Raw genomic sequence first — 25,041 nt, 5'->3', positions numbered from 1 at the left:
TTTAAAAATTAAGGTGAAAAGTGTACGAGCGCGGCTGTCACCGTGCGAACAACATGCCCTTGCTGCTTGCCCGCTGTAGGCTGATGTAACTGGCGCACTAATTGCATATTCCTAAAGATGGTTTTTTAGGAGAGACAGCAATGGTAGCGGAGCCTTCAACAACAATTCGATTTTTACTCGCCTCGCGCCAGTGTGAGCTGAACAGCCTGCGTTACCTGCTGCAAAGCGGTGAGCTGGTGGGAAAAATCAGCCAACTTGTGCATCTATTGCAGCGTGAACGAGGAACCGCCAACCTGTTTCTTTGCTCCGATGGCCGATTGTTCGCCGACGAACTGGTATTACGTGAAAGAGATGTACAGGTGGCGCAGACGAATCTGATGACGCATCTGGCCGGGTTGGAGAAAATGACGGCGGAATTGCCGCAGGCGAGTCGCCTATTCAGCCGTGTTGCCAGCGTGGTCTATGCGTTGAGTCTGCTGCCCGCGCTGCGTCAGCAGACTCGCCAGCGTTTGCTGCCCCAGCCGCAGGCGATGACATTTTTCAACGACATTATTCGTAACCTATTGGCGCTGGTTTTTGAGGTGTCGGACACGGCGGCCGATCCGGGGATTTCCCGTGCGCTGATTGCCATGTTCAGTTTTATGCAAGGGAAAGAGCTGGCGGGGCAGGAGCGTGCTGTCGGTGCGGCGGCTTATGCTGTGGGGAGTGTCGATGAGGACACCCGGCAAAAGCTGCTGGATTTAATTGAACGGCAGGAACGCTGTTTCGATACCTTCCTGAATTTTAGCGACGAAGAAAGCCAGCAGCGTTGGTGCACTATCGCGGTGGACAGCGAGTTTGAACGTCTGCGTCGCATCGTGTGCACTCGCAGCCCGGTAGAAAAACTGTCGGAAGCCGATAGCCTGCACTGGTTTTCGATTGCCACGCGGCGCATTGATGAAATGAAAAAAATGGAAGATGAACTGGAGCTGACGCTGATGCAGCGCTGTCGAACGCGTATTGCGGCAGCGGAGAAGGCGTGCAGCGATCAACGGGCAGATTTTGAAGAGCTAATGGTGCAGCAGGAAAGTGACGATCCCGGTTATTCGATATTTATCGCCGGTCACGACGTGGAAGGACAAAACGTGCAACCCGGTTGGTTACATAGCGACGGCGTCAGCCCACAGCTGGGGCGATCGCTGCTGTCGCTGGTGCAGCAACAGTCGCGGCGCTTGCAGGCGCAGGATCATGAATTGGCTGCGCTGCGAGCAACGTTGAATGAAAGAAAACAGATCGATCGTGCGAAGGGGTTGCTGATGCAGCACCGTGGGTTAAGTGAAGAAGAGGCCTACAAAACTCTGCGCCGCATGGCGATGAGCCAGAATAAAAAGCTGATCGATATTGCAACGGCGATGCTCGCGGTGGCCGATGTATTCAATGATACCCCTTAAGAGGTATATGCACATGAACTGTGCGTGTTCTGCTTGCTGGCGGTGCAAGACGCCGTCTTGTGAGTGGGAAAATAGCTGAGTAACTGACGGTGTGAAGTGGTTTCGTACATAGCTGGTTCTCGCTGTCGTTGTGTTGTGATGAGCGTAAATAACGCTGAAGGAAAAACAGTCTTAGGATGAGCGGCAGGGAAGCCGCGTGTCGGGCGCGTGCTACGACGTAGCATAGAAATGGCGATATTCTAGCGCACGAAATAATAACCTTAAATTACATGTTGTTATCGAAATTTCAATTCACCTCTCGATTAAATAATCCCTCGCGTGAATACGCAAAAGTGTGATAACTGGCACAAACCTTGCTTTAACTCATTAGCAATAACCAAACATTCATAATGCGTTTCGGGCCAACGGCGGTGCGGAAGGTGTTAATCGGACAACGGCGTCCATAAGCGTGCAGATTCTGCATGGGCTTGTGGACGCCGTTTTTGTTTTTACCACCTGAAAGGGTGTTTTGTGTAAGGGTGTCGTTGATGAGTGATTCCAAAACCAAAAGCATGACCGTCTCTCGCCGCCAATTTTTGTTGGGGAGCGCCGCACTGGGAGGCAGCCTGATGTTGCCGGGGTTGATGAATAGCGCCTGGGCTGCGGGTTCCGATGCGCCAGAAAAAAAGGAAATTCGGGTTGGGTTCATCCCGTTAACGGACTGTGCCTCGGTTGTGATGGCAGCAATGAAAGGCTTTGATAAGAAGTACGGCATCACCATCGTTCCCAGCAAAGAAGCCAGTTGGGCGGCGGTGCGCGACAAGCTGGTATCGGGCGAGCTGGATGCCGCGCACATTTTGTATGGGCAACTGTACGGCCTGCAAATGGGGTTATCTGGGTCGCAGAGCAACATGGCGGCACTGATGACGCTCAACCAGAACGGGCAAGGGATCACGCTGGCGAACCAACTGCGTGAAGCCAACGTTACCGATCTCGCCGGCCTGCAAAAATATGTTGCTGCCAGCCCGGCGGGTACCTACACCTTCGCGCAAACTTTCCCGACCGGCACCCACGCCATGTGGCTCTATTACTGGCTGGCTTCTGCTGGAATTCATCCACTGAACGATGTGCGCACCGTCGTGGTGCCGCCGCCGCAGATGGTGATGAACATGAAGATTGGCAACATGGTTGGCTATTGCGTCGGTGAACCGTGGAACCAGCGCGCCATCAGCGAAAAAATCGGCTTTACCGCTGCCACCTCACAAGACATTTGGCCGGATCACCCGGAAAAAGTGCTGGGTACTCGCGCCGACTGGGTGAACGCCAACCCGCATAGCGCCCGCGCATTGACTGCTGCGATCCTCGATGCCTCGCGCTGGATTGATGCTTCAGACGACAACCGCCGTGAGACGGCAGGTGTGATCGCCGGACGCGCCTACATCAATGCCAAAGAAGAAACCATCGTTGGACGCATGCTGGGCCAGTACGAAAACGGATTAGGGAAAAGCTGGAAGGACGAACACGCGATGCGTTTCTACCACGACGGTTCGGTGAACTATCCGTATCTGTCCGATGGGATGTGGTTCCTCACCCAGCATAAACGCTGGGGCTTGCTCACCGAAGAGCCGGACTATTTGGCCGTCGCGAAGCAGGTTAACCGCATTGATATCTACAAACAGGCGGCTGACGCCGTAGGGAATGTGTCGTTGCCCGGTAGCGATATGCGCAGCAGCGTGCTTATCGACGGTCGCCGCTGGGACGGTAGCGATCCGGCAGGCTATGCCAACAGTTTTAGCGTGAAGAAATAAGTGAGGTTAATGATGAAAAACCAGGCCCAGGTCATTCCAATTACCGCGGATAACGCCCCCGAAACCGTACACAGCGCCGAGGTTACGCCTCTGCCAACCAAACCGGCGATGCCTGAGAAATCGCCGACGGTTCCCGCTTTTGCCTACCGACCGCTGCTGCGTAAGCTATTTCAGCAGCTTTTCCCTGCCGTATTGGGGCTAGGGCTGCTGGTTGCCGTCTGGCAGATTGCCGCGCTCAACAGCGAAAACTTTCCAACACCGTGGACGACCTGGCTTGCGGCGCTCAGCCTCTTTGCCGATCCGTTTTATATCGCAGGGCCGAACGATCAAGGCATTGGCTGGAACGTATTGGCCTCGCTGCAACGTGTGGGTATCGGCTTCGGGCTGGCGGCGCTGGTGGGTATTCCCGCGGGCTTCCTGATTGGCCGTTTTACCTTTCTGGCTAACATGCTCAACCCGATCATTTCGCTGCTGCGCCCAGTCAGTCCGCTAGCGTGGCTGCCGATTGGCCTGCTGCTGTTCCAGCGTGCTGAACCGGCATCCAGTTGGACCATTTTTATCTGCTCCATCTGGCCGATGATCCTCAATACCGCCGAAGGCGTGCGCCGTATCCCGCAGGACTACCTGAACGTAGCACGCGTCCTGAAGCTCTCCGAATTCACCATCATGCGCAAAATTCTGCTGCCGGCGGTGCTGCCTAACGTATTGACCGGCGTGCGCCTGTCGATTGGCGTCGCCTGGCTGGTGATTGTGGCGGCAGAAATGCTGACCGGCGGCGTGGGTATCGGCTTCTGGATTTGGAACGAATGGAACAACCTGAATGTAGAAAACATCATCATCGCCATCGTGGTGATTGGCGTTATCGGTCTGCTGCTTGAGCAGGGGCTGGTGTGGATTGCTAACCGTTTCAGCTATGACAACCGCTAAGGAGCAGACGATGCGTACAACACCGATTATTCAAGTGCAAAAGGTGAGCCAGCGTTTCAATACCGCCAGCGGTGAATTTCTGGCGCTGGATCAAGTGAGTTTTGATATTCACACCGGAGAAACGATCAGCCTGATCGGCCACTCCGGCTGCGGGAAATCCACGTTATTGAACCTGATTGCCGGTCTGACGCTGCCGAGCAGCGGCGGCCTGCTGTGTGACAACCGTGAAATTGACGGACCGGGGCCAGAGCGTGGTGTGGTTTTTCAGAACCACTCACTGCTGCCGTGGCTGACTACCTACGAAAACGTCGCGCTGGCGGTACGGCAGGTGTTTCGTGGGCAGATGAACAAGCACGAGATGCACGAATGGATTACCCACAATCTGGAACTGGTACACATGGGGCATGCGCTGAACAAACGGCCTAATGAGATTTCCGGCGGGATGAAACAGCGTGTAGGCATCGCCCGTGCATTGGCAATGAAGCCGAAAGTGTTGCTGATGGATGAACCGTTCGGTGCACTGGATGCGCTGACCCGTGCGCATCTTCAGGACGCGGTGATGGAGATTCAGCAACGCTTGCAGACCACGATTGTGCTGATTACGCACGATGTAGATGAAGCGGTGCTGTTGTCGGATCGTGTGCTAATGATGACCAACGGTCCGGCGGCGACGGTGGGTGAGATCATGACGGTTGAGCTGGAGCGTCCGCGTTCACGCGTCGCGCTGGCTGACGATCCGCGCTATCACCATTACCGTCAGCAGGTGCTGCATTTCTTATATGAAAAACAGCCTAAAGCAGCCTGAGAGCGAGGCCAGAACGATGATGAAACCGCATCTGATAGTGATTGGTAACGGGATGGCGAGCGCTCGATTCGTCGATGTACTGCGGCAACTGGCCGCGACGCGCTATCGAATCACCGTGATTGGTGATGAGCCGCGCGCCAGCTATAACCGCATCCTGTTGTCGCCCGTGTTGAGCGGCGAAAAAGCGTTTACGGATACGCTGCTGACGCCTGCGGCTATCGACGATGATGCGGCGCTGCCGGTGAGTTATCTGTTGGGTGAACGGGTCACCCATATCGATCGCCAAGCGCGTGAGGTGACAACGACGCAACGGCAGATGCATTACGATCATCTGGTGCTGGCGACAGGCTCTACGCCGTTTATGCCGCCGATGCCCGGTATCGATTTGGCTGGCGTATGCGGTTTCCGCACGCTGGATGATGTTGAACTGATGTTAGCGACGATTGCTCAGTCCGTTCCTGCGGTGGTGATCGGCGGCGGTTTGCTCGGCATTGAAGCCGCCGCGGCGCTGCAACTGCGTGGGGCTGACGTCACGCTGCTGCATCGCGTTCCCATTTTAATGGAGCGTCAACTGGACGCCACGGCGAGCGACCTGTTGTGCGACAGTCTGCGCGCGCGCGGCATTACCTGTATGACGGATGTACAGGTTGCGGCGCTGCACGGTGATGAACACGGCGTGACGGCTGTCGCATTGGCGGATGGCCGCACGATCCCCGCCGGTCTGGTCGTCGTGACCGCTGGCGTGATCCCTGCCAGCCAACTGGCGCGCGAGTGTGGCTTGCCCTGTAATCGTGGCGTCTTGGTAGACGGACAGTTGCAAACCGCCGACCCGTATATCAGCGCGATTGGAGAATGCTGCGAACTCAATGGCGAAATCGTCGGGCTGGTTGCCCCGTGTTTCGCTCATGCCACGCTGGTGGCACAGCGCCTTGCTGGACATGCCCCGCAAGACTATCAGCGTGAACAGGCGACGACGCGGCTGAAAGTCACAGGAATTGGTGTGGTCAGCGGCGGCGATATTAACGTGGCGCCGAATGATGAGGTGTACACCACGTTTGATCCGCAGACGCAGCACTATCGCCGTCTGCTCCTGCGCGACGGTCGGCTGAGCGGTGTCTTGCTATATGGCGACACCGACGACAGCCCGCGTTTGCTGGCCGCGATGGAGAGCACCACTGAAGGCGAGATGATACCGCCTGCCGCGCTGCTTTTTGGCCTTTCTTCCCCTGATTCTGACTCACAGCCTGAAGCTGTAAGGATTCCTGTCATGAGCAAACCTATTTTAGTGGTCGTTGGCCACGGTATGGTCGGCCACTATTTTCTTGAACAACTGGTTGAACGTGATCTGCATCAGCATTACCACATCGTGGTATTTGGCGAAGAGCGCCATGAAGCCTACGATCGCGTTCATCTCTCTGAGTATTTTTCCGGGCGCAGCGCCGCCTCACTGTCGCTGGTAAAAGAGGGCTTTTTTGTCGAGAGCGGTATTGAGCTGCGCAGCGCCAGCGAGATCGTCGCGATCGATCGGGAACGTCAGTGCGTATGTGATGCACAGGGCAGAGAAATCGCCTACGACAAACTGGTGTTGGCGACAGGGTCCTACGCGTTTGTTCCACCGATTCCCGGCAATACGCGCCCCGGCTGTCTGGTTTATCGCACGTTGGACGATCTGGATGCGATTGCCGCACAGGCGAAAAAGGCTAAATCCGGTGTGGTGATTGGTGGCGGTTTGCTGGGGCTGGAAGCGGCCAACGCCCTGCGTCAGCTGGGGCTGGACACCCATGTGGTGGAGTTTGCACCGCGCCTGATGGCGGTACAGTTGGATGACGGCGGTGCAGCGATGCTGCGTCGCAAGATCGAGGCGCTAGGTGTACAGATTCATGTCAGCAAAGAAACACGTGAAATCACCGACGGCGAACAGGCATTGCATCGCCTCTGCTTTGCTGACGGCAGCGTGTTGGAAACCGATCTGGTACTGTTTTCCGCCGGCATTCGTCCGCGTGACAAATTGGCGGATAGCTGTGATTTAGAGAAAGGGCCGCGCGGTGGCATTGTGATTGATGACCATTGCCAGACCTCAGACGACGCGATTTTCGCCATCGGCGAATGTGCGCTGTGGAAAGGCCAGATTTTCGGTCTGGTGGCACCGGGCTATCAGATGGCGCGCAGCGTGGCGGACACCTTGGCGCAGCGCGATACGCCATTTACCGGCGCTGACATGAGTACCAAATTGAAGCTGCTGGGCGTGGAAGTCGCGTCGATTGGCGATGCGCACGGGCGCACGGCGGGAAGCCAAAGCTACCAGTGGACGGACGGCCCGAACGAGGTCTACAAGAAAATCGTGGTATCTGCCGACGGCAAGCATTTACTGGGGGCGGTGCTGATTGGCGACAGCAGCGATTACAGTACGCTGTTGCAAATGATGCTTAACGATATGCCGCTGCCTACACAGCCGGAAGGACTGATTTTACCCGCGCGTTCTGGTGATACGCCGAAAGGGCTGGGCGTGGCGGCTTTACCTGCCAGCGCACAGATCTGTTCCTGCCACAACGTCAGCAAAGGTGATATCTCCGCTGCGGTGGCGGGCGGCTGCGGCGAGCTGGGTGCGCTCAAAACCTGCACCAAAGCGGGGACAGGCTGCGGCGGCTGCGTACCGCTGCTTAAACAGGTGATGGAGTACGAACTGACGCAACTGGGTGTCGAAGTGAAGAAGGACATTTGCGAGCACTTTGCCTATTCGCGTCAGGAGCTGTATCACCTGATCCGCGTGCATGAGATTCGCTCGTTTGACAGCCTGCTTGAGCGTTACGGTCATGGTTTAGGCTGTGAAGTCTGTAAGCCGCTGGTGGGGTCGATGCTGGCCTCCTGCTGGAATGACTATTTGCTGCAACCACAACACCTGCCGTTGCAGGATACCAACGATCGTTTCTTTGCCAATATCCAAAAAGATGGCACCTATTCTGTGGTGCCGCGCGTTCCGGCGGGGGAGATCACACCGGCAGGGCTGATCGCCATCGGTCAGGTGGCACAGCGCTATAACCTGTATACCAAGATCACCGGCGGTCAGCGGGTGGACTTATTCGGTGCGCGATTGGAGCAGCTTCCGGCGATTTGGCGTGAGTTGATCGATGCAGGGTTTGAAACGGGTCATGCCTACGGTAAATCGCTGCGTACTGTGAAATCCTGCGTGGGATCGACCTGGTGCCGCTATGGCGTGCAGGATTCCACCGGGCTGGCGATTCAGTTGGAGCACCGCTACAAGGGACTGCGTTCACCGCATAAGATCAAAATGGCGGTGTCTGGCTGTACCCGCGAATGTGCGGAGGCACAAAGTAAAGATATCGGCGTGATTGCCACGGACAAAGGCTGGAATCTCTACGTGTGCGGCAACGGCGGCATGAAGCCGCGCCATGCGGATCTTTTTGCCAGCGATCTCGATACCGAAACCTTGTTGCGCACCATCGATCGGGTGTTGATGTTCTATATCCGTACCGGCGATCGTCTCCAGCGTACCAGCACCTGGATGGATAATCTGGAAGGTGGCATCGACTATCTGCGCCAGGTGATTCTGGAAGACAGTCTGAATATCGGCGAAGAGTTAGATAAAGAGATGCAGTGCGTGGTGGAGGCCTACCAGTGCGAATGGCAAACCACGCTGGAAAGCCCGGAACGTCTGGCGTTATTCCGTGGTTTCCTGAACAGCGATAGCCCGGATGAAGCAGTGGTGATGGTGCCAGAACGCGGGCAGATCCGTCCGGCGCAGGAGCATGAGAAAGCGATATCGCCAGAACCAGTCGCGCTCAAACCCGCCGTGCATGAAGCAGAGTGGGTACAGGTCGCAACGCTGGGCGACATACCGCGTCATGCTGGCATGGCGGCACGCCTCGGACAGCAACAGATTGCGCTATTCCACCTGCCGGGCAGTGAGCAGCAGGTGTACGCGTTGGAAAACCACGAACCGGGCAGCGGGGCGAATGTGCTGTCGCGTGGGTTGATCGGTGATGTGGCGGGTGAGCCGGTGGTGATTTCTCCGCTGTACAAAAAACGCTTCAAGCTGCGAGATGGCGTCAGCACGGATGACAGTGCGTTGTACGTTCGCGCCTGGCCGGTGCGCGTAGAAGACGACGAAATCTGGGTATGCCGTCAACCGCTGGCCGTGCCGGAAAGCGCTGGTCTGGCAGACCATGATATGGCGAAAGCATCATGAACGCGCGCGTCTGTCGGACAACCTGCCCGTATTGTGGCGTCGGCTGTGGCGTGCTGGCAGAACACGACGGGCAAGGTGCGGTAAAGATCAGCGGCGATCCGGCACATCCGGCCAATTTGGGGCGGCTGTGCGTCAAAGGCTCCGCGCTGGGAGAGACGCTGGATTTGAAAGGCCGGCTATTGTGGCCGCTCGTGGAAGGCCGTCGTGTTAGCTGGGATCGGGCGCTCGATACGGTAGCCGAACGGCTGCTGGCGACGATGCAGCAGCACGGCCCGCAGTCGGTAGCGTTTTATGGTTCAGGCCAACTGTTGACGGAAGATTATTACGTCGCGAATAAGCTGATGAAGGGCTTTATTGGCGTCGCCAATATGGATACCAACTCACGCCTGTGTATGGCGTCGGCGGTGATTGGCTACAAGCGCGGATTAGGAGCGGATGCGGTTCCCTGTAATTATGAAGATATCGAACAAGCGGATGTCGTGGTGCTGGTCGGTTCTAATACCGCCTGGGCACATCCGGTAGTGTATCAGCGGCTGGTGCAGGCGAAACAGCAGCGACCGCAGATGCAGGTGGTGGTGATCGATCCGCGGCGCACCGCAACCTGCGATATCGCCGATCTGCATTTACCGCTCCAGCCCGGCAGCGATGCGGGGCTGTTTAACGGCCTGCTGCAGTGGATTGCACAAGGTTCGCGTATCGATCGCGACGCATTGGTAGAACGCTTTTCCGGCGTGGAGGAGGCATTACAGTCAGCACAGACCTGGTCCGTGGCGCAGGTGGCGGATTTCTGTCAGTTGGATGAAGCCGATGTCGAGTGTTTCTATCATCTGTTCAGCACAAGTGAAAAGGTGGTGACGCTCTATTCGCAGGGGATTAATCAGTCGTCTTCCGGCAGCGATAAATGCAATGCAATTATCAATGCTCACCTGCTGAGCGGCAAAATTGGTTTACCCGGTAGCGGCCCCTTTTCGATAACCGGACAGCCAAATGCCATGGGCGGGCGAGAAGTGGGCGGACTGGCTAATCAACTTGCCAGCCATATGGGTTTTACGCCGCAGGATATCGAGCGCGTGGGGCGTTTCTGGCAGAGCGATAATGTCGCGACGCAGCCCGGACTGAATGCGGTAGATCTGTTCCGCGCCGTTGAATGCGGCGATATTAAAGCCGTGTGGATTATGGGCACCAACCCGGTGGTATCGATGCCGGATGCCGACCGCGTGAAACAGGCGCTGGAGCGCTGCCCGCTGGTGATCGTCTCCGAGGTGATGCGCCATACCGATACCGCAGAAACCGCCGATATCTTACTCCCTGCGCTAGGCTGGGGGGAAAAAGACGGCACGGTGACCAATTCCGAACGCCGACTTTCCCGCCAGCGCGCCTTTCTGCCTGCACCGGGGGAAGCCAAAGCCGACTGGTGGATGCTGAGTCAGGTGGCACAACGCATGGGATTTGCTGAGGCGTTCGCTTATCAGCATCCCGCAGAGATCTTCCGTGAACATGCGGCGCTGTCGGGTTTTGAGAATAACGGTAGCCGCGCGTTTGATATCAGCGGGTTGGCGACGCTCAGCAATGAGCTGTGGCAGCAGTTGGAGCCGATACAGTGGCCGGTGAATGCCACATACCCACACGGGCGCGCCCGACTGGGTGACGATGGCCGATTCTGGCATGCCGACGGCAAAGCGCGTCTGGTGGCGGTAACGCCGTCGCTACCGCAAAGCCCGTGGAGCGCGGCGTATCCGCTGGTGCTGAACACCGGACGTATCCGCGATCAGTGGCACACGATGACGCGTACCGGTAAAGCCGCCCGTCTGATGCGTCATATCAGCGAACCTTATTGCGAACTGCACCCACAGGATGCACAGACGCATGATATTCAGGCAGGTGATTTGGTACGTCTGTCATCGGTTCATGGCTGGATGTTGGCGCGGGCGCGCCTTGATGTTGGGCAGGCGCGCGGCAGCGTGTTTGTGCCGATGCATTGGAATCAGCAGTTCAGCGCTCAGGCGCGAGCTGACAGTTTAGTTGCCCCGATTACCGATCCGTATTCCGGTCAGCCGGAAAGCAAGCACAGTCGGGTGCGTATCCAGCCTTGGCATACTGCCTGGCAGGCTACGCTATTTTTTGCCGATGAACCGGTTTTAGCGCCATTAACATTACCCGCAGAGCATGATGTTCTGCCGCCGCCTGCAACCTATTGGAGCAAAGTGCCCCATGAAGGTGTGACGCAGTATCTGTTTGCCGACCGCACGCCGGTAGACGACTGGCAAGCATGGCTGACTGAGCATTATGGATTGGAAAATATGCAGTGTCAGGTTGCACAGGGTAACGGCGTGTTTCACCTGATTGGCTGGCGTGAGGGGCGCGTCGTGCTGGCCTGTTATGTCAGTGCACAAACGCTACGCATCGACAGCGATGCGGTGCGTCAGGCGTTTGCTACACCGCCACTGTTGCCGCATGAGCGTCAGGCGCTGTTGGCGGGCCAGGCACCGCAGGGGCAGGTGACGCAAGGGGCGACGATTTGCAGCTGCTATAGCGTTGGCGAAGCCATCATTGTTGGCGCGATTCGTAAAGGGTGCCACAGCGTGGCGGCATTAGGCGGCACGCTGAAATGTGGCACTAACTGTGGTTCCTGTATCCCCGAACTGAAGGCCTTATTGAGTCAGCATGTACCAATAACGGTCGATGAACTGAAAAAAGCAGGTTGAGCGCCACGGCGTAATGAGGTGTGACATGATGACAACACAATCAATATTGGCGCAGGGGCAGCGGCGTCAGCCCGTACTCGGTGGTGAAATCTGGCTGGTGGGTGCAGGGCCGGGGGATGCGGAACTGCTGACGCTGAAGGCGCTGCGAGCAATCCAGCAGGCGGATGTTGTGGTTTACGATCGGCTGGTGTCGGCAGAGATTATGGATCTGGTGCCAGAACAGGCGCTGTGTATCGACGTCGGCAAAACGCGCGGCTGTCATCGACTGTCGCAGGAAAAAATTAATCAGTTGTTGGTCGAGCTAGCGCAGGCAGGACAGCGGGTGATCCGTCTCAAGGGCGGCGATCCGTTTGTTTTTGGGCGTGGTGGCGAAGAAATGGACTATGCCCAGCAGGCGGGAATTGTCTGTCATGTGGTGCCGGGCATTACTGCGGCGACGGGCTGCGCCGCAGCGGTAGGATTACCGCTAACCCACCGTGCCTGTGCGCAGTCGGTGCGTTTTGTGACGGGGCATTCGCGCGATGGTGAACCACAGTTGGACTGGCCGACGCTGGCGGACAGCCAGCAAACGCTGGTGTTCTACATGGGGTTGAGCCACAGCAGTCGGCTGTGTCAGCGCCTGATTGAACACGGGCTGTCAGCGCAGACGCCCGTTGCGATTATCGAACGCGGTACTCAGCCCGATCAGCGGTTATTGACCGCGACGCTGGCAACCCTACCGGCATTATTGGCACGCTATCAACCACAGTCGCCCAGCCTGCTGGTGGTCGGTGACGTCGTTCGCTTCTGCCGTCATCCGGCGTTGCACGTCGACGCGGCTCCTGCGCGGCTGACGATGGAAAAACATGAAGCTGCCTGACGGCAACAGATTCTTTTCGACGATTAGCGCCTTGTTTTTAACATGAAAAACGTGTTTTCTTCGAGGCGCTTTCCACTTCCTATGCCGTTTTCTGTTTTGATACCGCATCCCCCTTATCCTCCCCACTGAGTTTTAGCCAGTGTCTGACAAGGAAGGGGATGAAATGCCATCGCATGATGCGATCTTTAAACTGTTTCTGAGCGACATCGCGGTCGCACGGGATTTTCTGACTATCCATCTACCGGATAGCATTCGTGAGCGATGTGATTTCAACACACTGCAATTGGAGTCGGCGTCGTTTATTGATGAAAAGCTGCGTGCGCGGATATCGGACGTGCTGTACTCGCTGCGCACCACCGCAGGTAAAGGATACATTTACTGCGTGATTGAGCACCAAAGTCGCCCGGAAAAGCAGATGGCTTTCCGACTACTGCGCTATTGCCTGGCCGCCATGCAGCAACATCTGGATCAAGGACACGATCGTTTACCTCTGGTGGTGCCCCTGCTGTTTTACCATGGCAGATCGCGACCTTATCCTTACAGCCTTCGCTGGCTGGACAGCTTCGCCGATCCCATACTGGCACAAGCGCTGTATGAACAACCTTTCCCACTGGTGGATTTAACCGTTATGCCGGACGATGAGATTCGCACGCACCGGCGTATGGCGTTACTGGAACTGGTACAGAAGCATATTCGTACCCGTGATATGCTGGAGTTGGCGCGAGAGATTGGGTTACTATTTGAACACTGGTCGGTGCCGCTGACGCAGCGTCGGGCGCTGTTATTTTATATTGCACAAGCGGGCAACACATCTAAACCCGCAGATTTCATTGACGCACTGGCTGCACCGCTATCAACCGGTCAGGAGGACATTATGACGATTGCAGAACAATTGAAAAAAATGGGATTCGAGGAAGGAATTCAACGCGGTATTCAGCAAGGATTGGAGCAGGGCATTGAACAAGGGATGAAAAGCAGTGCCAGACAGATTGCCCGTAATTTATTGCTAATGGGAATGGATAAACACAGCGTGCAGCAGGTCACTCAGCTTGAGACAGAAGAGTTGGATCAACTGGTTACGGCGATCCTCAATGAAACACAGCATTGATGTGTGCTGACAATAGAGCGTTGCTGCTGCCTGTTACGAAAAAAGGTCAGATAGGCAACGCTCACGTTTTTTATAACGGGATGTTTTTAGCCTTTGACCCGTGCAGTCAGCCCTTTTAGAAAGTAGCGGATCACCTGATCGCCGCAGGTGCGGTAGTTTTTGTGGTCAGGGGCACGCATCATCGCGGTGACTTCCGGCACTGAAATGCGAAAATTTTGTGCCATTAGGATCGCCTGAATATCATCCGTTTTTAGTGAGAAGGCGACGCGCAGCTTTTTCAGGATAATATTATTCGTCATCTTGCGCTCAAACTGTGGTGCTGGCTGGTTTTCATCTTGACCGCGTTTTTGCAGAATCAACCCATTCAGGAAATAACTCATCACGATGTCCGGGCAAGGCTGGTAGCCTTCCTCTCCCTCTTTTTTGACGTAGCTCGCCAACTGCTGGGGAGGGACGGTCATCTCCACCAGCGCCAGGATTTTCAGCAGGTGGTCATTATTGAAATTCAGCATATAGCGCACGCTGCGCAGGACATCGTTGTTCATCATTACGGAAGGGGTCTCGCCGTTCGTCTTGGTACAAAACGCACAGTATAAAGGGAACGGCGGAGAAATGCAGAAACGATCGTGGAATTAGTGAAACGTCTCCCGTCCGGTAAAGTGCCCAACCCAGCCTTCTGGATTGGTAAAAATACGGATCGCGACAAAATCAGGAAATTCACCACAGTCAAACCAGTGCGGCGTGTTAGCGGGGACGCGTAAGAGATCGCCTGCTTCACAGGTCAGTTGGAAAACCTGCTCGCCAATCGGCACGAAGAACGCACCGCTGCCACGGACAAAAAAGCGCACTTCATCTTCGCTATGGGTATGTTCCTGAAGAAATTTTTCTCGTAGCGCCTTTCTTTCTGTATGGTCTGGCGTCAGGCTGATCACGTCGGCGGAGGTGTAGCCTTCTTGCTGCTTAAGCCGCTCAATATCGGCATGATACTGCGCCAAAATGGTTTCGCTGCTGGCACCGAGCGGAGGCGCTTCTGTCTGCCAGTGTTCTAATTGGATTCCGGCGCTGGCAAGCAGTGCGGCAATGTCATTAAACGCGGTGAGTTGCTGAGTGGGCTGTGTGATGTGCGGACGGTGGTAAATCGCGAGTGTTGTCATGTCTGCTTTTCCCTTAAATATAGAAGACGCTTAACCATTCCTTTTATAGGGATAAAAAGCAAGATGCTTTTTTTATAACTTATTCCTTAAAATTCAATGGGTAAAAATAATTACATCTGTTAAACAAGGCTATTTCTATTTAATCACTAGCCATTATCATTTTTGTTATTTCGATTTAACTTTTCCCGTTGCTAATCTCTTTCACTGCTAATAATTTTATAAAAATCGGGATGAAAATAATGAACACACGCTTTTCTCGTCTTGCCGCATGCGTGCTGGTAGCGGGGGTCATGGCCTCGGCTCAGGCGGCAGAAGAGACACTGTCGCTGAAGGGAAAAACCATCGGTGTTGCCGTGGTGGGGACACAGCATTTTTGGGATCGTGAGGCTTACAAAGGCGCAACGGAGGAGATTGAGAAACTCGGAGGGCAGGTTGTTGGGGTGGATGGCGGACGGGATAATCAGGTGCATGCCAATAATCACGACATCCTGCTGGCGCGTAAGGTCGATGCGGTGATCAGTATTCTCGGCGACAGCGCAGTAGAACCAAAATTTAAAGCGCTGCGTGATGCGAAAATTCCGGTTTTCACCGTCGATCACGTATCGTCTTACTCCATCAATAACACCACGTCGGATAACTACGCGATTGGATCGACGATTGGTCGCTACACGGCGGACTCTCTGGGCGGAAAAGGCAATATTGCCGTTTTCAACGCGTTCTCCAACGCGCTGAGAATTTGCGGCATCCGCTATGATTTGTGGAAATACGTCCTGCAAGATTATCCGGGGATTAAAATTATTCAGCCTGAGCTGGCCGAACAATATTCCAACTCACCGGAAGATGCGCGCAAGAAAACCCTTGAGTTGCTGAGTCAACATCCGAAAGGCACGCTGGATGCCATTCATGTTGCCTGCTGGGATCAGCCCGCCATCGGCGTGGTGCAGGCACTGGAAGAAACCGGACGTGACAAGGATGTGAAAGTGACGGCGATTGATGCCGGGCCAGAAACGCTGGAAATTATGGCGGAGAAAGGCAGCCCGTTTGTTGCCAACGTCGCGCAGCAGCCGCGCCTGATTGGTACAACATCGGCAAAAAATGTCGCACGCTATTTTGCGGGTACCACGCTGCTGCCGCAGACGTTTGTACCGGTGCTGCCCATCAGAGGGGAAGCAGAAGCCAAAGCGGTGTATAAGCAGCTTGGCTATGGCGAACTGAAATAAGTCTATGGGGGGATATGACTTTGCTCCGTCGCCGTCCGGCGGCGGTTTGGCAATGACGCACATCAGCAAGCAGTTTACGGGAATCTCCGCACTGGATAACGTATCGCTAACGGTTCAGCCAGGAGAAATTCTTGGCCTGATCGGGGAAAACGGTGCGGGAAAATCGACTTTAATCAAAGTGTTGGCTGGGGTCTATGCCCCAGACGGCGGCGAGATTGCTATTGATGGACAACGGCTAACCTCCGTGACGCCTGCGGCAATCCACGCATGCGGCGTGCGTTTTATCCATCAGGAACTGCATCTGATTCCTCATTTTACCGTGGCGGAATCGGTGTTTCTCGGTCAGGAACGGCTGGCCCGCTGGCGAGGCGTCGATCGTCGGGCGATGCGGCGTGAAACGGAGCAATTTTTTCAGCACACGTTTAACCTAACGATCGATGCCAATCAGCTCATTCGGGATCTCAGTCTGGCGCAGCGCAAGCTGGTACAAATCGCGCGCGCACTGATTGATGGCAAGGCGCGGCTGGTGGTGTTTGATGAACCGACCGCACCGCTGGAAGCACGTGAAGCTGCGCAGTTGCTGCACACGCTTCAGACGCTGAAACAGCGTGGTATCGCCATTATCTATGTTTCCCACTATCTCAATGAAATTGCGGATATTTGCGATCGCGTCACTGTTTTACGCAATGGCAAGAGCGTGACGACGTTGGATTTCCCCGAGACGAAAGATATCGACATGATGATTCGTTTGATGGTGGGGCGCGAGATCGCCAGCCTGTTTCCCGACGGAGAAAAGCGAACGTTCACCGGGGCACCGCTGTTGCAGGTTGAACAATTGACCGATCGGCAACATTTTCAGCCGATACGCTTTCAGGTTGCAGCGGGAGAAATTGTCGGCATTGCGGGGCTGTTGGGATCGGGACGTGAGGCATTGATTGATGCGCTCTATGGCATAACCCCTGCCCGTGATGGACATATTGTGATTAATCGTCAGGCGCTGCGCCCGCGTTCGCCGGTACAGGCAATCGCACAGAAAATGGCGCTGGTGCCGCGCGACCGCCGCCATGACGGACTGATTTTACCGCTATCTGTAGCGGATAATATTACGCTGGCCTCCTTGCCCGCGGTTGCCTGGCGCGGCTGGCTACGACGTAAAAAAGCCGCCGCGCAGGCGAACCATCTGGCACAAATGCTGGATATCCGGCCGCGTGACGTGAGTCTGCCCGTACGTAATTTAAGTGGCGGTAATCAGCAAAAGGCGATACTAGCACGTTGGCTGAAGACGGATACTCGTCTGTTCATTCTTGATGAGCCGACACTGGGCGTTGATATTGGCGCGAAGGCGGACATTTATCAGCTTACCCGACAGCTAGCCGCCGAGGGGCGGGCCGTTATTGTCTCTTCCAGCGACGATAGTGAACTCTTGGGGCTTTGCGATCGCATTCTGGTAATGTGGCGTGGCGAGCTTATCGCTGATGTCGCGACCGAAGCACTTTCTCTGGATAGCCTACTGGCACTGACCAGCAGTGGCAAAACCCTGGGGGCAGTATCATGAGCACGTTACCTTTTGCGCGTCCAGCGCCGCGTGTCGTCTGGTTTTTGAATCATATTCCCTTACTGCTCTTTGCCGCGCTGCTGTTATTCCTCTGTCTGAACGCCCCTTATTTTCTCAGTTGGCAAAATATCACCATTATTTTGCGCCAAAGCGCACCGCTGGCGATCCTGTGTTTTGGGCTGGTTTGCGTCATTACAGGGGGCGGTGATGATGTCGTTTCCGGCGGTATCGATCTCTCGCTACCGGCGATTGCCGTGCTCGCGGTGGCGATAATCAGCGACGGTTTGACAAATGCGAGCATCGGCTACTCGTGGCTGATTCTGCTGGTGGCGTGGGCTGCGCTAATGGCTGGGGGAGTGAATGCGGCGCTGGTGGTGGCGATTAGGCTACCGCCGCTGTTGGCGACGCTAGCCTGTTCTGTCGCGGTTATCGGCCTGACTAATTTGCTGACGCAGCAGCGGCGTATCAGCGTTAGCGATCCGGCTATTGTCGCGTTTCGCGATAGTAGCCTGCTTGGGCTACCGCTGGCGGTCTGGTTCATGCTGCTGGTCTTCGTCCTGTTTCAGTTTATCGTTCACCACAGCCGTTGGGGACAGCATTTGCAGGCTGCGGGTGGAAATCGCGAAGCGGCGCAGCTGTCGGGAATTTCCCACACGCCGTTGGTTATCGGTTCATATCTATTAGGCGCACTGGCGGCGGCGCTGGCCTCGTTAACGCTGGTAGCTCAAGGCTCAGGCAGTTCTCCCGGTACGGCGGAACCGCTGTTGCTGGAGATGGTGCTGGCGACGTTCCTCGGTGCGGCGTTCTCTCGTCGTCGGGTGGTGACGATCTGGGGCGCATTGCTGGGAACGCTGCTGGTTAACGCTCTGTCGAACGGTCTGGCACTGTTGCGGGTCGATATCTTCTGGGTCGGTGCGATTAAGGGAGTGCTGATTCTGGTGGTACTCACCGCCGCGTCACTACGCAGGCAAAGGAGCCACGTATGAAGAATCCTTCTTTGGCGGTGTTGCCTGCGCTACCGGGTACTAAATCAGGGCTGGCGTTCTTTATCCGCTATGGGTTTCTGGTCATCTTGCTGGCTTTTCTCATATTTTTCTCGCTACAAAATCCGATATTTTTGACGCTAGATAATGGGGGAAATCTGCTTCAGGGCAGCGCCGTGTTGCTGATTGTGGCATTGGCAATGACGCTAGTGGTGACGGCGGGCGGTATCGATCTGTCCGTGGGGGTTGCGCTGGATTTTGGCGCAGCCTTCGCACTGGTGGCACTCAAAGTCTATGGCCTGCCGTGGCAGGCAGCGGTGCTGGCCGCACTGGTGGGCGGGGCGCTGGTAGGGTTGCTTAATGCGATACTGATTATTCATTGTCGGATTAAGCCGTTTTTGGCCACGCTGGGAACGTGGTTTATCGGCAGCAGTATCGAACGTATTTACACTGAGGGTGGCGGGCCAATTGCTTATCGTCGGATGGCACCGCAGTATCACGAGCTGGCCGTGGGCGATCTGTGGGGCATTCCGGTGCCAATCCTGATTGTGGCCGTGTTGTGGCTGGCTTATTACCTGTTTTTTGAACGGACCATTGCCGGTAAACGTATTTACGCGATGGGACTGAATGCGTCGGCGGCGCTGATTGCCGGAGTTAATGTACGGCGTACGATGTTCTGGCTGCTGGTTGTGACCTCGGTGACCTGTGCCGTTGGCGGCGTATTGCTATCGGCCAATCTGCGTCAGTTTACGCCGCTGGCTGGGCAGGCTTACCTGATGGATGCAATTGCTGCCGTTTTCATCGGCACGGCGTTTCATGCTCAGGGGCGACCGAATGTCGTCGGCACGTTAATTGGCGTGCTGTTTCTCGCCATGATTGCTAACGGTTTGAATCTGATGGGGCTGAACTTCATCGTAAGAGATGCGCTAAGCGGTGTGATTTTAGTGCTGGCACTGGCGCTCTCCTTTCTGCAAGGGCGGCTGCGCCAGCGGCAGTAACTAATTGAACATAAATAAAAATATGAATAAAAACAGCATGTGAAGGAGTGAGCGTGAGTCAGTTTGATGCGGTGTTTGTCGGATTAACCATTCTGGATGTTGCGGGTCGGCCAGTAACAGGGTTGCCCGAAGGCGGTGGCGTACACTTTATTGACGAGATCCGTCTTAATCCCGCAGGTACGGCTAGCGGCGCGGCAATGAACGCGGCCAAACTCGGGATTAATACCGCAACGGTGGCGTGTCTGGGCGAGGATGAGAAGGCGGATTTTATTCTGGCTGCCTATCGCAAATTGGGCATTGATTGTTCATTGGTGCAGCGAACGGCGGCAGCCTCGACGTCGGCGACGATTCTGACTATCCGCCCGGACGGCGAACGTCCGGCGCTGCACTATCGCGGGGCGTCAGATCATCTGTTCATCGACGAGCAGGATTTTGACGCCGTGTGCAATGCCCGCTTTTTACACCACGGTGGTACGGGGCTGCTGGCGCAAATGGATCGGGGACAGAGTGCGCGTCTGCTTCGCCACGCCAAAGCGAAAGGGTTGACGACCAGTTTTGACCTGATCGCGCCGAACGCGGAAACGCTATCGCTCTTGACGCTGCTGTTGCCGGATGTGGACTACTTTATGCCCTCGCTGGAAGAGGCCGCGTTTATTTCCGGCCTGACGGTTCCGGCAGAGATTGCGGCTTTCTTTCTCGAACGCGGCGTCGGCACCTGTATTTTCAAAGCCGGAGCGGCAGGTTCTTACGTATTTGGTCAGGATTTTTCGTTGCGTATTCCCGCTTATCGGGTGACGGTGTCGGATACGACCGGCTGCGGTGACAGCTACTGCGGCGGCTTTATTGCCGGTTTGGCAAAAGGCTGGGAGGTGGAACAGGCCTGCCAGCTCGGTTCGGCCGTTTCAGGGCTGGTTGCCACCGGATTGGGCTCCGATGCGGGTGTGATTGACTGGGAGCATACGCTGAGGTTTATGGCTGAGACGCCGACCTATTAAGAGACGCTGACCGACGAGATCGGTGCCGCGTCTATTTCCACTCGTAAAGCAGCGGTTCGCCGTGAATGAACCGTTGCAGGTCGGCCGCGATCATGGCGGTGTGTTTCACCAGCGTTTCTCGCGTCGCACCCGCAATATGCGGCGTGAGTACCACGTTATCAAATTCGGTAATGAACGGATGATGACGCCAAAGCGGTTCGCTGTCGTAAACGTCAAGGGCCGCTCCTGCCAGCCACCTTTCGCGTAGTGCCGTAATCAGGTCTGCTTCGACGATCACCGCGGCACGCGAGGTATTGATGAGATAGGCGCTAGGGCGCATCGTTCTGAGCCTGTCGAGGTTGACCAGTCCCTGGGTTTGCGGCGTGCTGTTCAAGTGCAGGCTGACGAAATCGGACTGTGAAAACAGCTCGTCCAGAGCAGCCTTCCGAATGCCGGGTTCATCAATCTCTTCGGCTGCGACGTAGGGATCGGCAATGAGTAACTGCATGCCAAAGGCGCGCGCCAGTTTCCCAACCCGACGCCCAATACTGCCATAGCCGATGAGACCGAGCGTCTTATTGCGCAGTTCACCGCCTTTGAATACTTCATACGGGCTGTGTTTGTCCACGTCCCATACCACATCGTGCCGCAACCCCGCCTGTGTCTGTAAGGCGGCGTCGGTGTCGCGGGTGAACTCACCGCGCTTGAGTGCACTATGCGCCTGAGGGATGTGGCGCGTGGCATTCAGCATCAGTGCCAGCGTTAATTCTGCGGCGGCATCGGCATTGCGTCCGGGCGTGTAAAGCACCGGAATGCCTCGGCGGCGTGCGGCCTCAACATCGATGTTGACCGGGTTGGCGCGGGTACAGGCAATAAGCCGAAGGTGAGGGCAGGCCTCAATGACCCGCTCGGTAATATCATCATAGCTGGTGATAATAACGTCGGCGTTCTCTGCCAGACGAATCAGAGACGTTTCGCTAAGTTTAGGGTGACCGATGGCCCAGCCGTCCACCACCAGCTCCCCCAATGCGTGGAAGGCATCAAGGCTGCCGCTATATTCTGCGGTAAACACGATTTTCATGAAGCAATGCTTTCCTGTGAGATGAGTGCGCTGGAGGAATGCGCGGTGTTGTGATTGTCTAGAGCCTTAAGCGCCTGAGCTCGTGCCTGCCAGAGCGGCTGTAGCTGGTCGCGAAGTTGGCGAAAAACCGGAAACAGCGTTTGATAGCGCCGATGTGTGTCGGCATCAGGGAGAAACGTCAGTGCCTGGGTATTTGCTGAGGGCATCTTATTGGCACTTTCGCCGACCGACAGGGCAGCAAGGCGCGCAGCGCCGCATGCACTCAACTCTTTGACCGAGCTGGCGATCACCCGTCGTCCAGTGCAGTCCGCGATAATTTGCAGCCAGATCGCTGACGCCGCCCCTCCACCGGCGATGTAGAGATCGCCGTGGGCAGGATAGCCGCTGAGCGAGTCAGTAATCGCATAGGCCAGCCCCTCAAAGACCGCACGCAGCAAATGGGCGTTGGTCGTGGACTGCTCGATACCGAAAAATCCCGCTCGTGCCGAGGTACTGTAAAACGGCGCACGTTCACCATTAAGATAAGGTTGATAGAAGACGCCACCGCTGCCGGGTGGCACATCGGCAATACGCGCGCCGATCGTCTGAAAATCGGCATCGTCAGCCAGCGTATTTAACGCCCAGTCAATATTCGGCGTGCCGGACTGCATCGCGAACAGGTTGAGATAGTGACCCGGCCAGGCGTGTGCGACAAAACGGGTTTGCAGACTCACCCGCGTTAAACCACGGCATACAATGCCGGTACAGCAGGTGGTGCCGAGAATAGTAAAAATATCGCCGTCGTGAATCGCGCCGATACCCAGCGCGGCAGCAGACACATCTAACGCGCCTGCACAAACGGGAATGCCAGCGGGTAAGCCTGTTAGTGCGGCGACGGTGTCGCTAAGCGTTCCGGCAATGTCATCGGGATAAAGCAGCGGCGGAAAAAGTGGCCGACTCGCGTGTAAATCCAGTTTATCCAGCACGGTTTTTGACAGCGTCTCGCTGTGCAGATCCAGCAGCGACGTACCGGCATCGGTCAGTTCCAGATTGGCCTGTCCCGTCAGCCGAAAACGTACCCAGTCTTTGGCAAAAAAGAAGTAATCGGCGTCGTTCAACGCATCCGGCTGATGTTGCAACAGCCAGCGTAGCTGTTGTGCGCTGTTGCAAGGGAGCAGCGGAGAGCCGGTTTCAGGAAAGATTGTCGCTTCCAGATTCGGGCGCTGTTTGAGCTGATGAACCTGCTCCGCTGTTCGGGTATCGCTCCAGAGGATGGCCTGCCGCACTGGCTGCCCGTGACGATCGCTTAGCCAGACCCCTTCACCTTGTCCGGCCAACCCGATGGCGCGAATGCGACCATGCTGTAATCGTCGTGAGGTTGCCAACGTTTTCAGGGTTGAAAGCACCCCATCCCACACATGGGACATATTTTGTTCGGCATAGCCGGGAAGGGGGGAATAGGTCACGGTGTTGGCTGACGCAATCTGAAGTTCGTTGAAATCGGCATCGAATAACACCGATTTGACCTTGGAGGTCCCGATATCAATGCCAATGTAGTAATCCATCGTGTTCTGACCCTGCCTTGTAAAAACCGTATCAGCATCAGAATAATGGAAAAGTAGCGGCCGCTATATTCATAGAAATGCAAAGCAAAGCGTCAATTCTGGAATAGCGGGGAAAGCGCAATGGCGGAAAAACCGCCATGAATGCTAGAAGTTTACTCTGCGGGTTGAGACAGAATGGCGTCAAGCAGGCCGGGAAAGCGCTGTTGCATTTCACTGCGGCGCAGCCGGTTGATGTGCGTGGTGCCGCTGTTGCTGGTGTGCAGCAGACCCGAATCGCGCAACACGCGGAAATGGTGCGACACGCTGGATTTCGGGCGACCGCCATCGAGTTCGCTACACGTCGCTTCCTCTTGTACGGATAAACAGCGCACAATGGCTAGGCGTAACGGATCGCTCAAGGCATACAGGACGCGCTCAAGAGTAAATTCTTCAGGAGAGGGGTGCTTAAAAGGTCTCATAGATGAATTATAGCGACAGGGTTGTCTAAAATCCATTGTTCGATTAATATCGAAATATCGAAGTAACCAGACAAGGTAGGAAATGTTATGTCCGCACTGTTTCAACCCTTCAAATTGAAAGACATTACGCTACGCAACCGCATTGCCGTTCCACCCATGTGTACCTATTCCGCGAACGATGGCCTGATCAACGAATGGCATCAGGTGCATTATGCCTCGCTGGCACGCGGTGGCGCGGGGTTGGTTATCGTGGAAGCGACGGCTGTTGCTCCTGAAGGCCGCATTTCTCCGCGCTGTACTGGAATTTGGAATGATGAACAGGCACAGGCGTTTGCCAAGGTCGCCAAATCCATTAAGGATGCGGGCTCCGTGCCGGGTATTCAGATTGCGCACGCCGGACGTAAAGCCAGTGCCAACGTTCCTTGGGAAGGCGATGATCATATCCCTGCGGGTGACTCGCGCGGTTGGCAGACGATTGCCCCTTCCGCAGCGCCTTTCGGTGCGAATTTGCCCAAGCAACCGCAGGAAATGACGCTGGAAGATATCGCTCGCGTTCGTGATGACTTTGTCGCTGCCGCTCGTCGCGCGCTGGACGCTGGGTTTGAATGGCTGGAGCTGCATTTTGCTCACGGCTATCTGGCACAGAGTTTCTTCTCCGTTCACTCTAATAAACGCAACGATCGGTACGGCGGCAGTTTTGACAACCGTAGCCGTTTCCTGCTGGAAACGCTGGCTGCCGTTCGCGACGTGTGGCCACAACACCTGCCGTTGACTGCCCGTTTCGGCGTGATTGAATTTGACGGCCGCGATGACGAAACGCTGCAAGAATCTATTGAGCTGACGCGCCGTTTCAAAGCCGCAGGGTTGGATATGCTGAGCGTCAGCATTGGTTTCTCTACGCCGGCAGCCAATATTCCGTGGGCACCGGCCTTTATGGGACCGATTGCTCAGCAGGTGCGTGAGCAGGCCGATCTTCCTGTGTCCTCCGCTTGGGGCTTCGGGACGCCGGAACTGGCTGAGCAAGCGGTGGCATCAGGTCAGTTGGATCTGGTGATGGTAGGGAAAGCGCATTTGGCGAATCCGCACTGGAGCTATCAGGCTGCACGCGAACTGGGCATCGATCGCGCCTCGTGGACGCTGCCAACGCCGTACGCTCACTGGCTGGAACGTTATTAATCACCGATCAATATCTTTGTGACATTGATGTATGTCCGACTGAGGGTGCCCAATCGCTGGCACCCTCAGC

The 25,041-nt window shown here is 55.8% G+C and carries 19 protein-coding genes; 14 read left to right on the top strand and 5 right to left on the bottom strand.

The window, feature by feature from the left end; genetic code table 11:
• Window positions 1–140 precede the first annotated feature (140 nt).
• From A6301_RS14560 to A6301_RS14525, 8 genes are all read left to right on the top strand, one after another.
• Window positions 141–1,430 (top strand): nitrate regulatory protein, encoded by a 1,290-nt coding sequence (locus A6301_RS14560; RefSeq protein ID WP_234258113.1) that lies wholly within the window; start codon window positions 141–143, stop codon window positions 1,428–1,430.
• 527 nt (window positions 1,431–1,957) lie between these two features.
• The gene (locus A6301_RS14555; RefSeq protein WP_234258112.1) at window positions 1,958–3,217 is read left to right on the top strand and encodes a CmpA/NrtA family ABC transporter substrate-binding protein; all 1,260 of its coding nucleotides are present in this window, start codon (window positions 1,958–1,960) and stop codon (window positions 3,215–3,217) included.
• Between the two features lie 12 nt (window positions 3,218–3,229).
• Window positions 3,230–4,144 carry a nitrate ABC transporter permease gene (gene ntrB / locus A6301_RS14550; protein WP_234258245.1) on the top strand — a complete coding sequence of 305 codons (915 nt, stop codon included), beginning with the start codon at window positions 3,230–3,232 and terminating at the stop codon, window positions 4,142–4,144.
• A gap of 10 nt (window positions 4,145–4,154) precedes the next feature.
• Window positions 4,155–4,949 carry an ABC transporter ATP-binding protein gene (locus A6301_RS14545; RefSeq protein WP_025919247.1) on the top strand — a complete coding sequence of 265 codons (795 nt, stop codon included), beginning with the start codon at window positions 4,155–4,157 and terminating at the stop codon, window positions 4,947–4,949.
• 19 nt (window positions 4,950–4,968) lie between these two features.
• Window positions 4,969–9,156, top strand: coding sequence for a nitrite reductase large subunit NirB (gene nirB / locus A6301_RS14540; protein WP_234258244.1), 4,188 nt, complete (start codon window positions 4,969–4,971; stop codon window positions 9,154–9,156).
• Entirely contained in the window at window positions 9,153–11,861 is a 2,709-nt protein-coding gene (locus A6301_RS14535) for a nitrate reductase (protein WP_234258111.1), read from the top strand. Before nirB ends, A6301_RS14535 begins: the two co-directional genes overlap by 4 nt.
• Before the next feature lie 25 nt (window positions 11,862–11,886).
• Window positions 11,887–12,720: a uroporphyrinogen-III C-methyltransferase gene (gene cobA, locus A6301_RS14530; RefSeq protein WP_234258110.1), complete on the top strand. Its 834-nt coding sequence runs from the start codon at window positions 11,887–11,889 to the stop codon at window positions 12,718–12,720.
• A 163-nt stretch (window positions 12,721–12,883) separates the two neighbouring features.
• On the top strand, window positions 12,884–13,828 hold the full coding sequence (locus A6301_RS14525; RefSeq protein ID WP_234258109.1) for an Rpn family recombination-promoting nuclease/putative transposase: 945 nt from the start codon (window positions 12,884–12,886) through the stop codon (window positions 13,826–13,828).
• A gap of 86 nt (window positions 13,829–13,914) precedes the next feature.
• On the opposite strand, the gene A6301_RS14520 is transcribed toward A6301_RS14525, so the two are convergent.
• On the bottom strand, window positions 13,915–14,376 hold the full coding sequence (locus A6301_RS14520) for a DUF1456 family protein (protein ID WP_107168455.1): 462 nt from the start codon (window positions 14,374–14,376) through the stop codon (window positions 13,915–13,917).
• Between the two features lie 84 nt (window positions 14,377–14,460).
• The gene (locus tag A6301_RS14515; RefSeq protein WP_107168470.1) at window positions 14,461–14,982 is read right to left on the bottom strand and encodes an acireductone dioxygenase; all 522 of its coding nucleotides are present in this window, start codon (window positions 14,980–14,982) and stop codon (window positions 14,461–14,463) included.
• Between the two features lie 290 nt (window positions 14,983–15,272).
• Here A6301_RS14515 and A6301_RS14510 point away from each other — a divergent pair, with 290 nt between their 5' ends.
• The 5 genes from A6301_RS14510 to A6301_RS14490 are packed head-to-tail and all read left to right on the top strand — an operon-like array spanning window position 15,273 to window position 20,733.
• Entirely contained in the window at window positions 15,273–16,202 is a 930-nt protein-coding gene (locus A6301_RS14510) for a sugar ABC transporter substrate-binding protein (protein ID WP_234258243.1), read from the top strand.
• Between the two features lie 4 nt (window positions 16,203–16,206).
• Entirely contained in the window at window positions 16,207–17,757 is a 1,551-nt protein-coding gene (locus A6301_RS14505; protein ID WP_234258108.1) for a sugar ABC transporter ATP-binding protein, read from the top strand.
• Window positions 17,754–18,743, top strand: a complete 990-nt coding sequence (locus tag A6301_RS14500; RefSeq protein ID WP_234258107.1) for an ABC transporter permease — start codon at window positions 17,754–17,756, stop codon at window positions 18,741–18,743. Before A6301_RS14505 ends, A6301_RS14500 begins: the two co-directional genes overlap by 4 nt.
• On the top strand, window positions 18,740–19,738 hold the full coding sequence (locus A6301_RS14495; RefSeq protein ID WP_234258106.1) for an ABC transporter permease: 999 nt from the start codon (window positions 18,740–18,742) through the stop codon (window positions 19,736–19,738). Before A6301_RS14500 ends, A6301_RS14495 begins: the two co-directional genes overlap by 4 nt.
• Before the next feature lie 53 nt (window positions 19,739–19,791).
• Entirely contained in the window at window positions 19,792–20,733 is a 942-nt protein-coding gene (locus A6301_RS14490; protein ID WP_234258105.1) for a sugar kinase, read from the top strand.
• A gap of 31 nt (window positions 20,734–20,764) precedes the next feature.
• Here the strand turns inward: A6301_RS14490 and A6301_RS14485 are convergent, their stop codons facing one another.
• The 3 genes from A6301_RS14485 to A6301_RS14475 all read right to left on the bottom strand — a co-directional run bounded on the left by A6301_RS14485 (window position 20,765) and on the right by A6301_RS14475 (window position 23,795).
• Window positions 20,765–21,793, bottom strand: coding sequence for a 2-hydroxyacid dehydrogenase (locus A6301_RS14485; protein WP_234258104.1), 1,029 nt, complete (start codon window positions 21,791–21,793; stop codon window positions 20,765–20,767).
• Entirely contained in the window at window positions 21,790–23,337 is a 1,548-nt protein-coding gene (locus A6301_RS14480) for an FGGY-family carbohydrate kinase (RefSeq protein WP_234258103.1), read from the bottom strand. The genes A6301_RS14485 and A6301_RS14480 overlap by 4 nt, the downstream gene beginning before the upstream one ends.
• Window positions 23,338–23,489: 152 nt before the next feature.
• Window positions 23,490–23,795: a helix-turn-helix transcriptional regulator gene (locus A6301_RS14475; RefSeq protein WP_234258102.1), complete on the bottom strand. Its 306-nt coding sequence runs from the start codon at window positions 23,793–23,795 to the stop codon at window positions 23,490–23,492.
• 87 nt (window positions 23,796–23,882) lie between these two features.
• Between A6301_RS14475 and A6301_RS14470 the strand changes: the two genes are divergently transcribed.
• Window positions 23,883–24,971: an NADH:flavin oxidoreductase/NADH oxidase gene (locus A6301_RS14470; protein WP_234258101.1), complete on the top strand. Its 1,089-nt coding sequence runs from the start codon at window positions 23,883–23,885 to the stop codon at window positions 24,969–24,971.
• Window positions 24,972–25,041: the final 70 nt, after the last annotated feature.

It is taken from the genome of Pectobacterium sp. IFB5596, assembly GCF_021432585.1.
Lineage (GTDB): Bacteria > Pseudomonadota > Gammaproteobacteria > Enterobacterales > Enterobacteriaceae > Pectobacterium > Pectobacterium punjabense.
The sequence above is the reverse complement of the archived record's forward strand: the minus strand, read 5'-3'. Positions and strand labels throughout refer to the sequence as shown.

Coding starts and splice junctions, on each gene's coding strand:
- A6301_RS14560 (WP_234258113.1), top strand. CDS start 141: ATGGTAGCGGAGCCTTCAACAACAATTCGATTTTTACTCGCCTCGCGC.
- A6301_RS14555 (WP_234258112.1), top strand. CDS start 1,958: ATGAGTGATTCCAAAACCAAAAGCATGACCGTCTCTCGCCGCCAATTT.
- ntrB (WP_234258245.1), top strand. CDS start 3,230: ATGAAAAACCAGGCCCAGGTCATTCCAATTACCGCGGATAACGCCCCC.
- A6301_RS14545 (WP_025919247.1), top strand. CDS start 4,155: ATGCGTACAACACCGATTATTCAAGTGCAAAAGGTGAGCCAGCGTTTC.
- nirB (WP_234258244.1), top strand. CDS start 4,969: ATGAAACCGCATCTGATAGTGATTGGTAACGGGATGGCGAGCGCTCGA.
- A6301_RS14535 (WP_234258111.1), top strand. CDS start 9,153: ATGAACGCGCGCGTCTGTCGGACAACCTGCCCGTATTGTGGCGTCGGC.
- cobA (WP_234258110.1), top strand. CDS start 11,887: ATGATGACAACACAATCAATATTGGCGCAGGGGCAGCGGCGTCAGCCC.
- A6301_RS14525 (WP_234258109.1), top strand. CDS start 12,884: ATGCCATCGCATGATGCGATCTTTAAACTGTTTCTGAGCGACATCGCG.
- A6301_RS14520 (WP_107168455.1), bottom strand. CDS start 14,376: ATGATGAACAACGATGTCCTGCGCAGCGTGCGCTATATGCTGAATTTC.
- A6301_RS14515 (WP_107168470.1), bottom strand. CDS start 14,982: ATGACAACACTCGCGATTTACCACCGTCCGCACATCACACAGCCCACT.
- A6301_RS14510 (WP_234258243.1), top strand. CDS start 15,273: ATGGCCTCGGCTCAGGCGGCAGAAGAGACACTGTCGCTGAAGGGAAAA.
- A6301_RS14505 (WP_234258108.1), top strand. CDS start 16,207: ATGGGGGGATATGACTTTGCTCCGTCGCCGTCCGGCGGCGGTTTGGCA.
- A6301_RS14500 (WP_234258107.1), top strand. CDS start 17,754: ATGAGCACGTTACCTTTTGCGCGTCCAGCGCCGCGTGTCGTCTGGTTT.
- A6301_RS14495 (WP_234258106.1), top strand. CDS start 18,740: ATGAAGAATCCTTCTTTGGCGGTGTTGCCTGCGCTACCGGGTACTAAA.
- A6301_RS14485 (WP_234258104.1), bottom strand. CDS start 21,793: ATGAAAATCGTGTTTACCGCAGAATATAGCGGCAGCCTTGATGCCTTC.
- A6301_RS14480 (WP_234258103.1), bottom strand. CDS start 23,337: ATGGATTACTACATTGGCATTGATATCGGGACCTCCAAGGTCAAATCG.
- A6301_RS14475 (WP_234258102.1), bottom strand. CDS start 23,795: ATGAGACCTTTTAAGCACCCCTCTCCTGAAGAATTTACTCTTGAGCGC.
- A6301_RS14470 (WP_234258101.1), top strand. CDS start 23,883: ATGTCCGCACTGTTTCAACCCTTCAAATTGAAAGACATTACGCTACGC.